Annotated in this window: 15 protein-coding genes and 1 tRNA gene; 15 read left to right on the top strand and 1 reads right to left on the bottom strand. The window is 54.4% G+C overall.

Translation table 11 applies throughout. From position 1 onward, the window contains the following. The 7 genes from flgL (at position 1) to secF (ending at position 7,265) form a co-directional block, all read left to right on the top strand. Positions 1-1,557 carry a flagellar hook-associated protein FlgL gene (flgL, locus tag GRX64_RS03085; RefSeq protein WP_166263723.1) on the top strand — a complete coding sequence of 519 codons (1,557 nt, stop codon included), beginning with the start codon at positions 1-3 and terminating at the stop codon, positions 1,555-1,557. Positions 1,558-1,627: 70 nt separating this feature from the next. After that, positions 1,628-1,714: transfer RNA gene (locus tag GRX64_RS03080), tRNA-Leu, on the top strand. Positions 1,715-1,757: 43 nt separating this feature from the next. Continuing rightward, entirely contained in the window at positions 1,758-2,837 is a 1,080-nt protein-coding gene (queA, locus tag GRX64_RS03075) for a tRNA preQ1(34) S-adenosylmethionine ribosyltransferase-isomerase QueA (RefSeq protein ID WP_166263722.1), read from the top strand. A 14-nt stretch (positions 2,838-2,851) separates the two neighbouring features. Next, the gene (gene tgt, locus GRX64_RS03070) at positions 2,852-3,964 is read left to right on the top strand and encodes a tRNA guanosine(34) transglycosylase Tgt (protein ID WP_166263813.1); all 1,113 of its coding nucleotides are present in this window, start codon (positions 2,852-2,854) and stop codon (positions 3,962-3,964) included. A gap of 67 nt (positions 3,965-4,031) precedes the next feature. Continuing rightward, positions 4,032-4,394 carry a preprotein translocase subunit YajC gene (gene yajC / locus GRX64_RS03065; RefSeq protein WP_166263721.1) on the top strand — a complete coding sequence of 121 codons (363 nt, stop codon included), beginning with the start codon at positions 4,032-4,034 and terminating at the stop codon, positions 4,392-4,394. Between the two features lie 47 nt (positions 4,395-4,441). Next, the gene (secD, locus tag GRX64_RS03060) at positions 4,442-6,319 is read left to right on the top strand and encodes a protein translocase subunit SecD (RefSeq protein WP_166263720.1); all 1,878 of its coding nucleotides are present in this window, start codon (positions 4,442-4,444) and stop codon (positions 6,317-6,319) included. Next, positions 6,312-7,265 (top strand): protein translocase subunit SecF, encoded by a 954-nt coding sequence (gene secF / locus GRX64_RS03055; protein ID WP_166263719.1) that lies wholly within the window; start codon positions 6,312-6,314, stop codon positions 7,263-7,265. Before secD ends, secF begins: the two co-directional genes overlap by 8 nt. A 347-nt stretch (positions 7,266-7,612) precedes the next feature. Here the strand turns inward: secF and GRX64_RS03050 are convergent, their stop codons facing one another. Then, on the bottom strand, positions 7,613-8,413 hold the full coding sequence (locus GRX64_RS03050) for an inositol monophosphatase family protein (RefSeq protein WP_166263718.1): 801 nt from the start codon (positions 8,411-8,413) through the stop codon (positions 7,613-7,615). A 203-nt stretch (positions 8,414-8,616) separates the two neighbouring features. Between GRX64_RS03050 and trmJ the strand changes: the two genes are divergently transcribed. From trmJ to GRX64_RS03010, 8 genes are all read left to right on the top strand, one after another. Continuing rightward, entirely contained in the window at positions 8,617-9,486 is an 870-nt protein-coding gene (gene trmJ, locus GRX64_RS03045) for a tRNA (cytosine(32)/uridine(32)-2'-O)-methyltransferase TrmJ (protein WP_166263717.1), read from the top strand. After that, complete coding sequence (cysE, locus tag GRX64_RS03040; RefSeq protein WP_166263716.1) at positions 9,479-10,261, top strand: serine O-acetyltransferase; 783 nt, start codon at positions 9,479-9,481, stop codon at positions 10,259-10,261. The genes trmJ and cysE overlap by 8 nt, the downstream gene beginning before the upstream one ends. A 79-nt stretch (positions 10,262-10,340) precedes the next feature. Then, on the top strand, positions 10,341-10,838 hold the full coding sequence (iscR, locus tag GRX64_RS03035; protein WP_166263715.1) for a Fe-S cluster assembly transcriptional regulator IscR: 498 nt from the start codon (positions 10,341-10,343) through the stop codon (positions 10,836-10,838). Between the two features lie 14 nt (positions 10,839-10,852). After that, a complete protein-coding gene (locus tag GRX64_RS03030) occupies positions 10,853-12,013 on the top strand; it encodes an IscS subfamily cysteine desulfurase (protein ID WP_166263714.1) in 1,161 nt (386 codons plus the stop codon). 99 nt (positions 12,014-12,112) lie between these two features. Continuing rightward, a complete protein-coding gene (gene ndk / locus GRX64_RS03025; RefSeq protein ID WP_166263713.1) occupies positions 12,113-12,541 on the top strand; it encodes a nucleoside-diphosphate kinase in 429 nt (142 codons plus the stop codon). Between the two features lie 82 nt (positions 12,542-12,623). Next, positions 12,624-13,736: a dual-specificity RNA methyltransferase RlmN gene (rlmN, locus tag GRX64_RS03020; RefSeq protein WP_166263712.1), complete on the top strand. Its 1,113-nt coding sequence runs from the start codon at positions 12,624-12,626 to the stop codon at positions 13,734-13,736. 19 nt (positions 13,737-13,755) lie between these two features. Beyond that, positions 13,756-14,553, top strand: coding sequence for a type IV pilus biogenesis/stability protein PilW (gene pilW / locus GRX64_RS03015; protein WP_427901637.1), 798 nt, complete (start codon positions 13,756-13,758; stop codon positions 14,551-14,553). Then, the gene (locus GRX64_RS03010) at positions 14,543-15,571 is read left to right on the top strand and encodes a RodZ domain-containing protein (RefSeq protein WP_166263711.1); all 1,029 of its coding nucleotides are present in this window, start codon (positions 14,543-14,545) and stop codon (positions 15,569-15,571) included. The genes pilW and GRX64_RS03010 overlap by 11 nt, the downstream gene beginning before the upstream one ends. Positions 15,572-15,599 lie beyond the last annotated feature (28 nt).

The following is a 15,599-nucleotide window of genomic DNA, read 5'->3' as shown; positions in this document are numbered from 1 at the left end:
ATGGTTCGTATTTCATCGCAACAGGTTTTCCAGGGCGGTATTAACCGGCTGCAGGAACTAAACGCTGGCATTCAGAGGACTCAGCAGCAATTATCTTCTGGCAAGCGGGTGCTCAACCCCGCTGACGATCCGGTCGCGGCCGCCAGGATTCTGAAACTTGACCAGGAAGTCTCGCAGATCAAGCAGTATCAAAGTAACGTCAATCTTGCCGAGAGTCGGCTCGAGCAGGAAGAGAGCACCTTAGCGGATATTAACGATGTCATTCAGCGGGTTCGCGAACTGACGGTTCAGGCGGGCAACGGTTCGTTGTCCTCTGCCGATCGCAAATCGGTGGCGGCTGAAATGAGGCAGCGGCTGGATCAACTGGCCTCTCTCGGCAATACCCGGGATGCGTCGGGTGAGTACATTTTCAGTGGGTTCAAAGGCGGCACCCCGGCATTCGGACAAAATATTTCCGGTGACTGGGTTTATCAAGGTGATGAGGGGCATCGCTCCCTCGAAGTGGATTCCGGTGTCAAGATTGCGATCAGTGACCCGGGCAAGGGTTTGTTCATGGATGTTCCTGCCAGCGAGCCAACTTTTTTTGCTGCGGCCAGCACGGGGAATACGTCCGGCGCCAGAATCAGTACAGGTATGGTGCTGGATCAGGATATCTATAACCAGTTCTACTCTGCCAATAATGACGATCTTGTAGTGGATGTAAATGATGACGGTGCCGGAGGCCTGGAATATGAATTGCGCTTCCGGTCAGATGATCCTGCAGCGGTGGGGTATACCCCTATTGCGACCGGACCCTATCAGGATGGCGCTAGCATCGAGGTCGCCGGAATTCAGTTTGAAGTCACCGGTGCCCAGGCCGGCGACCGCTTTCTGATTCAGACAGCCGAAAAACAATCCGTGTTCGGCACGGTCGAGAAGCTCATCTATGGTTTGGAGAACCAGTCCAAAACGCCCGCCGTGGCAACGTTACCAGCGGCCAGTTTCTCTCCTCAGGCCGATGATACGTTGACGATCAATGGCGTCACTTTTACCGGTTTGACCAACCTGTCGGACCTGCGCGATGCCATCAATGCCAGCACAGATCCGGCATTGGAAAAGATCTCAGCTGAATTGGGTGGTGCTGACCTCAATATCACGTCGCTGGCCGGTGATCTGGTGTTCCAGGCGACCGACGGCGGCACACCGGGCGGCCAGATGGTCGTCAATGGCGCGAAGTTCCAGGATCTGGACCTTGCCGCGGGGGTCACCAGCGCTAACGTTGCGAGCGGCCAGACGGCCTTCGACAATTTAATCGCCAATTCCTTGATCAATCTCGATAACGCCAGTGAGAGCCAGCTCAAAACCCAGACGGCCATCGGGGGGCGACTGAACGCACTCGAGTCAACTCGGGCTTTTCTGGAAGATTCGTCACTTTACGCCCAGGATATTCGTTCCGAACTGCGTGATCTGGATTATGCCGAGGCCGTCAGTCGTCTGAGCTTTGAAAGCTTTGTTTTGGAAGCCGCTCAGTTGTCTTTTGCCCAAGTTTCACGTTTGTCGTTGTTTGATCAGCTTTAATCATAAAAAACCGGGCCCTGGACGGTTGCTTTCATCGGTAACCTCAGTATAATCGCCCCCACTCTCCGATGCCGGGGTGGTGAAACTGGTAGACACGCGAGATTCAAAATCTCGTGCAGGCAACTGCGTGTCGGTTCGAGTCCGACCCTCGGCACCAATTATTGGCCGCACAACAGCGGTATCAGCGAACAGCCCTCTCGATGAACGTCTCGGATTTTCATTTTGACCTGCCGGATGAACTGATTGCCCGTTATCCTTTGGCAGAGCGAAGCGCCTCACGTCTGCTGGCACTCGACGGTGCATCCGGACACATATCCCATCACCAATTTCGCGAGCTGACCCGGTTTCTGGCGCCCGGCGATCTGTTGGTGTTTAACAATACCCGGGTGATACCGGCCCGACTCTTTGGGCGTAAGGAAACTGGCGGTCAGGTGGAAATCCTGGTTGAGCGAGTGACCGGTGAGTGCTCGGTACTGGCCCATGTACGATCGTCCAAATCACCCAAGCCAGGGCAGCGAATCATTCTGGAAGATCAGTCCGTACTGACAATGGCAGGGCGTCAGGAGGCGTTGTTTGAGCTCTTGTGCGAGTCAGGGGAACCGATCCTCGAGTTGCTTGAACGCATTGGGCACATGCCACTGCCGCCCTACGTTGACCGTCCGGATGAGCTTGCCGATCGTGAACGTTACCAGACCGTATACGCTCGTGAATCTGGCGCCGTTGCGGCGCCCACGGCTGGGCTACACTTCGATCAGGCGCTGTTGTCCGAGTTATCGGATAATGGAGTGGAAAGCGCCTATGTGACGCTTCACGTGGGTGCCGGCACGTTTCAGTCGGTGCGGGTCGATCGCGTCGAAGACCACGTCATGCACAGCGAAATTGCCCATGTGCCGGAGGCGACCGTCGCTGCCGTGGCACGAACGCGGGCTCGGGGCGGTCGAGTGGTGGCTGTCGGGACAACGTCGGTCCGTTCGCTTGAGTCGGCGTCCGTTGGTGGCAAGCTGGCGCCATTTCGCGGTGAGACGGATATTTTTATTTTCCCCGGTTATCAGTTCCAGTGTGTCGATGCCATGGTGACCAATTTTCACCTGCCGGAATCAACATTGATCATGCTGGTCAGTGCATTCGCCGGTCAGGCGAATGTGATGGCGGCGTACGACGCTGCCATTCGCGAACGCTATCGGTTTTTCAGTTACGGTGATGCCATGTTTATATCAGGGCAGGTGCCAAGCAGGGGAGCCCTGACTACTCGTAATAATGAAGCAGGAGAATCGCAGTGAGTAACGGCTGTTATATGTCTTTCGAAAAGCTGGGTGAAGACGGTAAAGCCCGGCGCGGCCGTTTGTCGTTTCCGAGAGGCCAGGTCGAGACGCCCGCCTTCATGCCGGTCGGCACCTATGGCACGGTCAAAGGCATGTTGCCCCGTGACATCGAAGCCATTGGCGCGGAGATCATCCTGGGCAATACCTTCCATCTGATGCTCCGGCCCGGCACCGAGGTGATCAAGGCGCACGGGGATTTGCATGACTTCACTCAATGGTCCGGGCCAATTCTGACCGACTCCGGTGGTTTTCAGGTTTTCAGCCTCGGTGAGATGCGTAAAATAACCGAAGCGGGGGTTACTTTCCGGTCGCCTATTGACGGTTCACCGGTGGAGTTATCACCGGAGATCGCCATGCAGGTCCAGCGCGATCTGGGGTCGGACATTGTCATGATTTTTGACGAGTGTACACCATACCCCGCTACCCAGAATCAGGCCAGCGAATCAATGGAGCTGTCTCTGCGTTGGGCCAGGCGAAGCAAGGTTGCTCATGGTGACAACCCGGCGGCGTTGTTTGGGATCGTACAGGGCGGCATGTACCCTGGGCTTCGCGAGCAGTCCCTGGCCGGGTTGACCGAGATTGGTTTTGATGGCTACGCCATCGGAGGGCTCTCGGTAGGTGAACCGAAAGAAGAAATGATCAAGATTCTTAACGACTTGCCAGCCAAGATGCCGGCAGATAAACCCCGCTACCTGATGGGCGTGGGCAAACCTGAAGACATTGTTGAAGCGGTTCGCCGGGGTGTCGACATGTTTGACTGTGTCATGCCAACGCGCAATGCCCGCAACGGTTATCTGTTCACCGCCACCGGTGTCGTGAAGATTCGTAACGCACGTCATCGTCACGATACGGCACCGCTGGACGATTTGTGTGATTGCTACACCTGTAAGAATTTTTCCAGAAGTTATCTCCATCATCTGGATAAGTGCGGAGAAATGCTGGGTTCTCAGTTGAACACCATTCACAACTTACGGTATTACCAGAACCTGATGACCGGATTGCGTGGGGCCATTGAAGCAGGTACATTGTGCGACTTTATTGACGCGTTCTACGCCCGGCGTGGCGAGTCTGTGCCTCCGATGTGAGTCATAGAAACTGCCCCCTCGCCCGGGTGTCGTCCAACGAATTTCAAACGTCCAACGGAGAATACACATGAAAGCTGTACAAACCCTTTTTGTTGCTTTGTTAGCATTGGTACCAGGTCTTGCCTTTGCTCAGGATCCTGCAGGGCAGGGCATGAGCGTCATCGGCCAGGTCATCTTCTTTGCCGGCTTTATCCTGATTTTCTACCTACTGATCTGGCGTCCCCAGTCAAAGCGTGCGAAAGAACATAAGGCGCTGATGTCCGGATTGGACAAGGGCGATGAAATTGTCACTTCGGGCGGCGTTGCCGGCAAGATCACCAAAGTGACTGACGACTTCCTTGTTGTTGAAATTGCCGAAAATGTTGAAGTCAAGGTTCAGAAAGTCGCTGTTGCGGCGGCGCTGCCAAAAGGCACGCTGAAAGATATCTGATCGACGTTTCCACCTGACAATCGGACTGTTGCTTAAAAAGGCACCGCATGCTGAATAAATATCCTCTCTGGAAGAATCTGGTCATCCTGGCAGTGGTGGTGATCGGGTTTGTCTATGCATTACCCAACCTGTATCCGGACGATTTTGCCGTTCAGATAACCGGTGCCCGAAGTAGCACCACGATTGATGAGCGCGCGTTGGAACGAGCTGTTTCAAGCGTGAAAGACGCTGGCATAGACGTGAAGTCTGCCAGTCTGCAGGACCGAAATGGTCTGGTTCGCGTGACCGGCCCGGAAGCACAGCTGAAAGCCCGGCCGATCGTGCAGGCCGCACTGGGGGAAGACTACCTGGTGGCTCTGAATATGGCCCCGTCTACGCCGGACTGGCTTCGCAGCATTGGCGCAGGGCCGATGAAGTTGGGGCTGGACTTGCGGGGCGGGGTCCATTTCCTGCTGGAAGTCGATATGGACAGCGCATTGGCGCAGCGTCTTGATGCCTACTCCAGCGAGATAAAGCGTGAGTTGCGGGATGAGCGCATTCGGTATCGCGGCGGCGACGTCGGCGACAATCGTGACATCGTACTGACATTCCGGGACGAGTCGTCAAGGACGGAGGCCTTTGAGCTGGTCAAGCGGCAGTACAACGAATTCCTGCTTGATGAGCGACGCGGCGATGAGAGCGAGTATGAACTCGTGCTTTCGCTCGCTGAAAAGGAAATACGGCAGATCGAAGACTACGCGGTCGAGCAAAACCTGACCACGATTCGCAATCGGGTCAATGAACTCGGCGTGGCCGAGCCCATTGTTCAGCGCCAAGGCAGAGCCCGCATCGTGGTTGAACTGCCTGGCGTGCAGGACACGGCACAGGCCAAACGGGTGCTCGGTGCTACTGCCAATCTTGAATTCCGGCTGGAGGCAAGACAAGACGCGCCCTCCGGTGCGACTGAGGTGCTGCCTTTCCGCAATGACCCCAATCGGACGGCGCGACTGGAACGAGAGGTTATTGTAACGGGCAACAACGTTGCGAATGCCCAGCAGGCATTCGATGAAAACAGCCAGCCTCAGGTCAATATCACCATGGATGGCCCGGGTGGAGATATGATGAACCGCGCTACCCGTGACGCGATCAAGCGCAGGATGGCGGTCATTTTTATTGAATTCCGTACCGAGACCGAAGAGCGCAGGGTGGATGGCGTCGTCGAAACCGTTGACAAACGGGTAGAAGAGCGCAGCATCATCAGCTTGGCGACGATTCAGTCAGCGCTGGGCGCCAGCTTCCGGATTACCGGGCTGGACTCCATCAACGAAGCATCGGAGCTGGCGTTGTTGCTGAGAGCCGGTTCCCTGGCAGCACCAATGTACTTTGTTGAGGAGCGGACCATTGGCCCGAGCCTTGGCCAAAAGAATATCGACGCGGGTTTCATGTCGGTTACGCTTGGCTTTGTGCTGGTGCTGGCGTACATGTTGGTTTACTACCGCGGTTTCGGCGTAGTCGCCAACGTGGCACTGACTATCAATCTGATGCTGCTGCTGGCCTGCATGTCGATTCTATCGGCCACACTGACCTTGCCCGGCATTGCCGGTATCGTTCTGACCGTTGGTATGGCGGTTGATGCCAACGTGCTGATTTTCGAGCGGATCAAAGAGGAACTGAGGTCGGGAATGCCGCCCCAGTCTGCTATCAACGCAGGTTATTCGCGGGCGTTTGTCTCCATTGTAGATGCCAACATCACCACGTTGCTGGTGGCCGTGATTCTGTTTGCCATGGGCTCAGGCCCGGTCAAGGGCTTCGCGATCACGCTGTGCATCGGTATCTTGACGTCGATGTTCTCTGCGCTGGTGGTTAGCCGGGGTATTGTGAACGCGACCTACGGCGGCCGGAAAGTCCAAAAGCTGTCCATCGGGGGGAAACTGGCTAATGTCTGATGTCGATAAAAAGCCCATTGATTTCATGGGGATTCGCAAAGCCGCGGCTATCATGTCGATATTGCTGGTCATTGGTTCGGTCATCGCACTCGGTGTGAGGGGTTTGAACCTGGGTCTAGACTTCACAGGCGGCGCTTCGGTTGAACTGGACTACCAGCAGGCGCCGGATCTGAATAGTATCCGTAACACTCTGACAGACGCTGGCTACGTAAACTTCGTGGTTCAGAACTTCGGTGACGAAAGTTCTGTATTGGTGCGTCTCTCCGATGCCTTTGACGATGAATTGGCCGGGCGGGTGACCAAAGACTTACGGGCAACGGGCGATGAGCTTGAGTTGGTTAGTTCGGCCTTCGTTGGGTCACAAGTAGGTGATGAATTGAAGGAAGACAGCGGGTTGGGGCTCCTGCTGGCGCTTGCCGTTGTGCTGATTTACGTCGGCATGCGCTTTCAGTTCAAGTTTGGCATTGCTTCGGTGCTGCCGTTGGCGCACGACGTGATCATCATTCTCGGGGTGTTTGCGGTGTTCCAGTGGACGTTTGATCTGAGTGTGTTGGCGGCATTGCTGGCCGTCATTGGTTACTCTTTGAACGATACCATCGTGGTTGCGGATCGCATTCGGGAGAATTTCCGAAAAATGCGGGTGGGGGACTCCGAGCACGTCATCAATGAGTCGATCCATCAAACCATCAGTCGTACCTTGAACACGTCTGGCACAACCTTGGTCGTGTTGATCGCGCTTTATTTCCTGGGTGGCGAAGCCATCAATAATTTCGCCATCGCGTTGATCATTGGCGTCGTCGTTGGTACCTACTCGTCAATCTATGTGGCCGCCAGCTTACTGATTGCGTTCGGCGTCAGTCGCGAAGACCTGATCATTCCGCCCAAGGAAGGTGTCGAAGGTGCGGAGAAGGACGAACAGCCGCCAGAGTGGCTGAACAGGATGTAATGGCAGACCCGGTGTCACTCGGGGGGTGTCTCGCACAAAGGTTCATTGTGGATTGGTGCGGCAGCGCAGACGTTTCACGTTGTGATCGAACAGCTCGCGCAATAATGTAGCCGATGCTTCAGCTTCTCAGCGGGCCCTGAGCCTGGCCTCCTGGGTCCTCGAGGCCTCAGAGCCTGAAGCGTTGGCTACGAAGAACCGTTTGACTGCAGGGCTCGGTGCCGTCGCTGAACACGGCAGCGCTTCCCGGAAAAGTACGAAGAACCATAAAAAAAGCCGCGATGACTTGAGTCACGCGGCTTTTTTTATGGTTTCACCGAAGTAGGAGCAATCGATGAAGGTCAGTGGGTCTACTTTGGCAGGCGGCTCCGGAAAGGGTGGAGCACTTTGAGGACTTCTTTGAACAACTTGGGGTTGGCAACGACCAGTTGCCGACTCTGGGCGGTTGAAGGGTTACCCGAAAAATCACCCGTCAATGAGCCAGACTCGTTGGCGATTATCAACCCTATGGTGATGTCCGCCGCTTGCGGACGGAAAATCACTGCTGCGTCCAGGTGACCGGCAGCCACCCGGGCAATATCGAGGGCAGCGCAGCCTGTTGTGCGAATGGAGCTGGTTTGCTGCGCCAGTGTTGCGGCCAGCTCTCCCCAAATAAGTGGGTCGTCCGTATTGCGAGCCTGGTCCAGTAAGTTGGTTACCACTGCGGCTTCACTCGCATGCTTGACGGAGCCGGCGCGAACACGGCGGCTATTGAGGCCAGCACCGTGACCACGGCTGGAAGAGTACTCTTCGCCAGTGATCGGGTTAACCAATAACAGGTGCTCGGCACGATTGTTTTTCTTCTGAATCAGCGCAAGGGCAAACTCGGGTATACCGCGAAGAAAATTATCTCGGCCCAAAAGCGGAAATATATGCCATGTTTTATCGTGCTCCCCGGCATCAGCTTCACCCATGGGGGCGATGACGTGGTCTTTATACGCTTTCTGAAGCTGTTCAGAAAAATTTTCGTACAGGGAGTGCTCAACCCGGTCGAGTTGATTGTGCAGGTCCTGTTGATCCCGCTCTGATAATTCCTGTCGCTCGAAATGGGCTTTCAGAAAGTCGGAACCCTGACGCGCGACGCGTAGAGCCATTTTAATTGCTGGTTGCATCAGACTATTCGTCACCTGGCTGTGTGAAGGCCGCGTATCATATCAAAATGAGGTTTTGGCTTATACGTTTTTTGGATGCGCAATAGCACGGATGTGTCATATGCTCAGAATATTGGCGCCCGCTAACGCTCTGGACTCGGACCGGGTTCTTGCTTCTGGTATCCTGTGACGCCCACTGACTGGTCTTTAGAGTACACTCCGATATGTATAAACCGGCAATGCCTTCTGGGCACACCACATCTCATTACGATAACTTGCGAATTGTCCTGGTAGAAACATCGCACTCCGGAAATATTGGCGCAGTCGCCCGCGCAATGAAAAACATGGGCTTGTTCAATCTGTGGTTAGTGAATCCGGTTTCGTTTCCCGACGAGACGTCCTATGCACGCTCCGCTGGCGCGTCGGATGTCCTGGACCGGGCGCAAGTGGTTGGGTCACTGGCAGAAGCGATCGACGATTGCGTTCTGGTCATGGGGACCAGTGCCCGAGGGCGCAAAGTTCCCTGGCCGGTGATCGCGCCACCAGATGCAGCAGACAAAGCCGCACAGCATGCTACTCAGGGGCCGGTAGCACTGGTGTTTGGTCGTGAAAATCACGGCCTCAGCAATGATGAACTTCAGCGCTGCCACTTCCATATCCATATTCCCTCCAACGAGGACTATAGCTCGTTGAACCTGGCAATGGCGGTGCAAGTGGTGACGTATGAATTGCGTATGCACTACCTCCGTGGTCTTGAGGCGGGCAAAGGCAAAGCCCAGTTGCAACCAATGCTGTCACCGGGGGACCCCGGCTGGGATGTGTCGCTCGCCCCGGTCAAGGACGTTGAAGGTTTTTTTGTGCATCTGGAGAAGGTGCTCGTGGACATTGAGTTCCATCGTCGTGATAACCCCAGGCAGTTGATGACTCGCCTACGGCGGCTTTTTCAGCGTGCACAGTTGGACCAAATGGAAATCAATATATTGCGTGGCGTATTAACCGCCATGCAGAAAGCAGCCGGCAATAACAGTATCGGTGAAAGCTCGGAGGATGAGTCTGTGAGTCAGCCTGAACAGAGGCAGGACCATAATGTTTGATCGCCTTAAAGAAGACGTTAACAGTGTTTTTCACCGTGATCCTGCCGCCCGCAACACGTTTGAAGTGTTGACCAATTATCCGGGTTTGCATGCGTTGCTGTTCCACAGGCTTTCGCATTGGCTGTGGGGGCTGGGATTCAAATGGTTGGCCAGAACCCTCTCAACGCTGGCGAGATGGTTCACCGGCATTGAAATACACCCGGGAGCCGAGATCGGGCGCCGTTTTTTTATTGACCATGGTATGGGAGTGGTCATCGGTGAAACCACCGTCATCGGTGACGATGTTACTCTGTATCAGGGCGTAACATTGGGCGGCACCAGCTGGAATAAAGGCAAGCGGCACCCAACGCTGGGCAACGCCGTGGTGGTTGGTGCCGGAGCAAAAATACTCGGACCCTTTGAGGTCGGGGAAGGTGCCAAAATCGGCTCCAACTCCGTGGTGACAAAGGCTGTTCCTGCAGGCGCAACCGTGGTCGGTATTCCAGGTCGGGTGATTGTCAAACGCCCGGCCGGTTCCCCCGGCGATGATGGCAAGCGACGTGATATGGAGCGCAAGATGGGCTTCGATGCTTATGGTGTAACCGAAGATATGCCAGATCCGGTTGCTCGCTCTGTCCGCAGTCTGCTGGATCATATGCATGCGGTTGATGATCGTATCGAAACGATCTGCAAGGCACTCCAGAAGGTGAACGCCGAGTATAAGAACGATGCCTTGCCGCCACTGGAGGACGAAGACTTTGATGCCGTTCGTGATGACCATGACCCGCAAGCGTGAATACTTGACTGATTTAGTGGGTCAATTCATACTCGTTTCTTATGGAGTCTGAATTCTCGCCAAGTCGAGGCTTTACTATATGCGACTGACTACCAAAGGCCGATATGCGGTAACCGCTATGCTTGATCTAGCGCTTCATGCGGATGAGGGGCCGGTCAGTCTTGCTGATATATCGAGCCGCCAAGGTATCTCGCTGTCGTATCTTGAGCAGTTATTTTCCCGTCTCAGACGAGAGAATCTGGTGGTCAGTATTCGGGGTCCGGGCGGTGGTTATCGCCTGGCTCGCAGCTACGATCAGTTGTTTATTTCCGAAGTAGTCGATGCCGTAAACGAGTCTCTGGATACCACGCGGTGTAAAAATAAGGGCGACTGCCAAAATGGCGAGAAATGCCTGACACATCATCTCTGGTCCGATTTAAGTGAGGAGATCCACCAATTTTTGAGTGGCATTAGCTTGGCCGATTTGATGAAGAAACGTGAGATACAGATTGTCGCGGAACGTCAGAACCGGCGGCAGAAGAGTGACGATTCCCAAGCCATTAATACCGAACGCCTGGCTGATCAGGCGCCGGCCTGACAATCAGTGATATTATGACTAAGCCTGTGTATATGGATTATGCGGCGACAGCCCCCGTGGACCCTGTCGTGGCGAAAGAGATGATGAACTACCTGACCATGGACGGCGTGTTTGGTAACCCGGCGTCACGCTCACATGGTTACGGTTGGCAGGCTGAGGCCGCAGTCGAAAAGGCGCGTCGACAGGTAGCGAATCTGATTCACTGTGATCCCCGTGAAGTGGTTTGGACATCGGGTGCTACCGAATCTGATAATTTGGCTATCAAAGGTGTGGTTGCCAACTTTGACCGGCCTCACATTGTCACCTCCAGCATTGAACACAAGGCCGTGCTCGACACTTGCCTCTGGCTGGAATCCCAAGGGTGCACTGTTACCTGGTTGCAACCGCAATCTGATGGCGTTATCACAGTTGAGCAAGTATCGAACGCCGTGACCGACGAGACCGTGCTGGTCAGTTTGATGATGGTCAACAATGAGCTGGGCACCATCAATAATATTGCCGAAATTGGCGCAATGCTCCGAAGCCGGGGCGTTCTCTTTCACGTCGATGCTGCGCAGGCTGCCGGTAAAATGCTGGTTGACGTAACCAGTATGCCGGTCGATCTGTTGTCGTTGTCAGGGCATAAAGTCTATGGACCGAAGGGTGTTGGCGCGCTCTACGTTCGTCGTGACCCCCGAGTGCGGGTCAGCGCCCAAATACACGGCGGTGGCCATGAGAGAGGCATGCGATCCGGAACGTTACCGACCCATCAATTAGTGGGTATGGGGCTGGCGTTTGAAATCGCCGGCAATTGTCTGGATGAGGAATTGAGACGACTGGAGTCGTTCCGCGCTCATTTTCTGGAGGCGCTGAGCGTGCTACCGGGCATTTCGTTGAACGGCAGCTCAGAGCAGCGTGTACCAAGCATTATGAATCTTCGCTTTGACGGAGTAGAGGCTGAATCGTTGATGCTGGGTCTCCGTGATCTGGCGGTGTCTTCGGGTTCTGCCTGTACCTCCGCGACGTTGGCGCCCTCTTATGTGTTGAAGGGCATCGGTCTCAGTGATACCCAGGCTCATCAGTCTATTCGCTTCTCATTGGGGCGCTTCTCTACCGCAGATGACGTGGAATTTGCCGCCAGGCAGGTTCTTGAAGTTGTCCGGCGTCTTCGGTCTGTTCGGCAGACAGCCTCCTGAATTGGCACCCCTATGCCCGACGTTGGTAGGAAGTTGCCCACTGACTGCGTATAATCGCTTGCTTGAATTTTTACCTGACCACTAACCTGGAGATAAACTATGTCTAACGAGCGTACGCTCTCGATCATTAAGCCTGACGCCGTAGCTAAAAACGTCATAGGCGAAATCTACAGCCGCTTCGAAAAAGCGGGTCTGAGTATTGTGGCATCCAAAATGATGCATTTGACCCAAGAGCAAGCTGAAGGCTTTTACGCTGAGCACAAAGAACGTCCATTTTTTGCCGACCTGGTTGCGTTTATGACATCCGGACCGGTTGTTGTGCAGGTGCTTGAGGGTGAAGGTGCGGTTCTGAAAAACCGTGATTTGATGGGTGCAACAAACCCGAAGGAAGCGGACGCGGGCACTATTCGTGCCGATTTTGCATCATCCATTGACGCGAATGCTGTGCATGGTTCTGACTCGGCTGAGTCTGCGGAGCGTGAGATCGCTTATTTTTTCAACGATAACGAGATCTGCCCACGCGGTTGATCCGGATCGTTACCGGGCAGGGGATTGCCGCTGTCCCGGTTTTACTGTTTTCAGGCATTGATTTGCTTATTGAGGTTCTGTCATGACGTCGCCCGCTGAAAAAACCAACCTGTTGGGGCTGCCCAAAGCCCGACTTGAAGCATTTTTTGAGTCGTTGGGAGAAAAGCGATTCCGGGCCACCCAGATGCTTCAGTGGATTCATCAGCGTGGGATTGACGACTTTGACCAAATGACCAATATGAGTCGCAGTCTCAGGGAAAAGCTTAAGGAAATAGCGGAAGTCCGAGGCCCGGATGTGCTTTTTGACGAGACATCGAAAGATGGCACCCGAAAGTGGGTCATGCAGATGGACAGCGGCAATAGCATCGAAACCGTTCTAATTCCGGACGGCCAGCGAGGCACGCTTTGCGTGTCATCACAGATTGGATGCAGTCTGGACTGTACCTTTTGCTCAACGGGGAAAAGGGGCTTCAATCGCAATCTTACCGCGGCGGAAATTATTGGCCAGGTTTGGGTTGCACGAAAAGCCTTTATGCCGTTTGAACCCGGTCCCGACCGACCTATTACCAATGTGGTGATGATGGGGATGGGCGAGCCATTGCTCAACTTCGACAACGTCGTTGATGCCATGAACCTGATGATGGAGGATCTCGCCTACGGAATATCCAAGCGTCGGGTAACCGTGAGCACTTCAGGTGTGGTGCCGGCCATTGACCGGCTAGGTGAGGTTACTGATGTTTCATTGGCAATTTCTCTGCATGCACCCAATGATGAGCTTCGTAACCAATTGGTACCATTAAACAAAAAGTACCCCATTGCCGAATTGTTAGCGGCGACCAAGCGTTATTTGAGCCGTTTACCTGACAAGCGGAAGGCCACAATCGAGTACACAGTGATTGAGGGGATGAATGACAAGCCCGAGCACGCGCAAGAAATGGCAGAACTTCTCCGTGGTTTGCCATGCAAGATCAATTTGATACCGTTTAATCCGTTTCCCGAAAGTGACTTTCGCCGGCCTAAACTCTCAGCCACCAGACGGTTCCAGAAAGTGCTGAATGAAGCCGGTTACATTGCAACCATTCGAACCACGCGGGGCGATGATATTGACGCGGCCTGCGGCCAGTTGGTGGGTCAGTTCGAAGACCGCACCCGACGAAGCCAGAGATATATCGCGGTTCAACAGGTGACACCGTAGATCCAAACAGGAACCCGATGTGAAGCATGTTATAAAACCAAGTCTGTTCGGAGCCTTGCTCGCAATGGTTATGCTTGCGGGCTGTGTCACAACGTCCGACAGCCGCTTTTCCAAAGAAGCCGATAAAGAAAAGGCTGTTCGTAACTATGTTCAGTTGGCGACAGCGTATATCGCGCAAGGCAATCTTGAACGCGCCCGAAATCATCTTGAGCGCGCACTGGAAATCGATGCCGAGAGCGCCAGTGGTCTTGCGGCGATGGCGCTGATTTACCAGCGTGAGGGGGATTCAGAACTGGCGGAGCAGTCGTTTAAGAAGGCGATCCAGAGTGATGGCGGCTATACCCGGGGCCGGGTGTATTACGGTGCTTTTTTATTCGGTCAGAAAAAATTCGAAGCGGCTCGGGATCAGTTTGCCCAAGCGGCCAGCAATACCGCGTATGAAGACCGCGGCTCGGTGTTCTTTAATCTGGGTCGTACCTATGAGCAACTGGATAACCCCCAGGCCGCAACCGCAGCGTATCAACGTGCCGTCGAGCTCACCCGCGGGGATGCGCGCTCACTACTCGCTTTGTCTACCTTGCTGGTGGACGCCGGCAATTACAGCGAAGCGTCTCGCTACTATTCGAGATTGACGGGTATGCTTCAACGGAGTGCGCAAATGCAGCACACGCCCGAGAGTTTGCTGACTGGAATTCGCCTTGCGCGACATTTTAACGAGCGAGATCAAGAGGCCAGTTTTGCTCTATTGCTCAGAAACGAACATCCAAAGTCAGACCAATATCAACAATATAAGGCGCTGATTTCAAATGACGAGTGAAGATAAGCCAGAAAGCCCTGATCATGGCACCGTCGGCCGGACGTTACGTAAAGCCCGTGAAGCGGCGGGGCTGACAGTCAACCAGGTTGCTCAGGATCAACATCTTCGCCCATCTGTCATACAGTACATTGAAAATGGCGACTACGAACAGATCGAAAGTGAGTTGTTCCTCAAGGGGTATGTGCGGACATACGCGGGACTGGTAGGGCTTAATCAGAATGAAGTCATCGCAGACCTGGATGATGAGCTTGAGCCATTACGTAAAGAGCGAGAGCAGGCTCAGCAAGTAAACCCCTTGCAGGATATCGAACGCCGTAAACGTCACAAAAAGCGCATTGCCCGTTCGGTGTTTTTGGTGGTGGTTGTTTTAGGTATTGGTATTGCTGCCTGGCGTTACACGATGCTCAGCCAGGACGCTGATAGCCCCGCAGTTCCGGCGGAAAAGGTGAGCAGAGAACCCACACAAGTATCTCCAGAACAACCTGAGCCTTCGGCGTTGATGTCGCCTGGGGACGAGCCGGCAGTCAAGCCTATACCCGATCCATTGGATGAAGCACCGGTAGCCGAAGACGTGGCTGAAGATGAGGGTGAGGTCATTCCTGCTGAGCAAGCGGTGCTCGAAGAGCCGAGCCAGGCAACCGACGCCAACGTGGCAGATTTGGGCGAATCGGCATCAGCACCAGCGGTGAGTAGCACAGCGAGTCTTGAGACCAGCACGACATCGAATGTAATCGATCCACAAGTTTCACAAGTAACGGGCGTGGCCGATTCACAAGTTCGTCTGATTGCGACTTTTACAAACGATTGCTGGGTTCAGGTGACCGACGCTAACGGCCAGACCCTGGTGTCGTCTCTTCGGCGCTCCGGTGGCCGGATAAATGTGGCTGGTCAACCACCGCTGCGAATTGTATTTGGTGCGGCGGATGCGGTGGAACGTGTGGAATTTTCAGGCGAAACGGTGGATATGTCGCCGTACCGAGTGGTGAACAATCGAGTTGAATTTTCACTCGATATTTAACGTCCTCACTTGAGCATTTTCAGGAATT

It is taken from the genome of Marinobacter caseinilyticus, from assembly GCF_011074955.1.
Classification (GTDB): Bacteria; Pseudomonadota; Gammaproteobacteria; order Pseudomonadales; family Oleiphilaceae; genus Marinobacter; species Marinobacter caseinilyticus.
The sequence above is the reverse complement of the archived record's forward strand: the minus strand, read 5'-3'. Positions and strand labels throughout refer to the sequence as shown.

Bases quoted from the DNA above. Each gene is read 5' to 3' on its own strand.
- ndk (WP_166263713.1), top strand. From the start codon at position 12,113: ATGTCTAACGAGCGTACGCTCTCGATCATTAAGCCTGACGCCGTAGCT.
- yajC (WP_166263721.1), top strand. From the start codon at position 4,032: ATGAAAGCTGTACAAACCCTTTTTGTTGCTTTGTTAGCATTGGTACCA.
- secF (WP_166263719.1), top strand. From the start codon at position 6,312: ATGTCTGATGTCGATAAAAAGCCCATTGATTTCATGGGGATTCGCAAA.
- GRX64_RS03050 (WP_166263718.1), bottom strand. From the start codon at position 8,413: ATGCAACCAGCAATTAAAATGGCTCTACGCGTCGCGCGTCAGGGTTCC.
- secD (WP_166263720.1), top strand. From the start codon at position 4,442: ATGCTGAATAAATATCCTCTCTGGAAGAATCTGGTCATCCTGGCAGTG.
- GRX64_RS03010 (WP_166263711.1), top strand. From the start codon at position 14,543: ATGACGAGTGAAGATAAGCCAGAAAGCCCTGATCATGGCACCGTCGGC.
- tgt (WP_166263813.1), top strand. From the start codon at position 2,852: ATGTCTTTCGAAAAGCTGGGTGAAGACGGTAAAGCCCGGCGCGGCCGT.
- queA (WP_166263722.1), top strand. From the start codon at position 1,758: ATGAACGTCTCGGATTTTCATTTTGACCTGCCGGATGAACTGATTGCC.
- cysE (WP_166263716.1), top strand. From the start codon at position 9,479: ATGTTTGATCGCCTTAAAGAAGACGTTAACAGTGTTTTTCACCGTGAT.
- iscR (WP_166263715.1), top strand. From the start codon at position 10,341: ATGCGACTGACTACCAAAGGCCGATATGCGGTAACCGCTATGCTTGAT.
- rlmN (WP_166263712.1), top strand. From the start codon at position 12,624: ATGACGTCGCCCGCTGAAAAAACCAACCTGTTGGGGCTGCCCAAAGCC.
- GRX64_RS03030 (WP_166263714.1), top strand. From the start codon at position 10,853: ATGACTAAGCCTGTGTATATGGATTATGCGGCGACAGCCCCCGTGGAC.
- flgL (WP_166263723.1), top strand. From the start codon at position 1: ATGGTTCGTATTTCATCGCAACAGGTTTTCCAGGGCGGTATTAACCGG.
- trmJ (WP_166263717.1), top strand. From the start codon at position 8,617: ATGTATAAACCGGCAATGCCTTCTGGGCACACCACATCTCATTACGAT.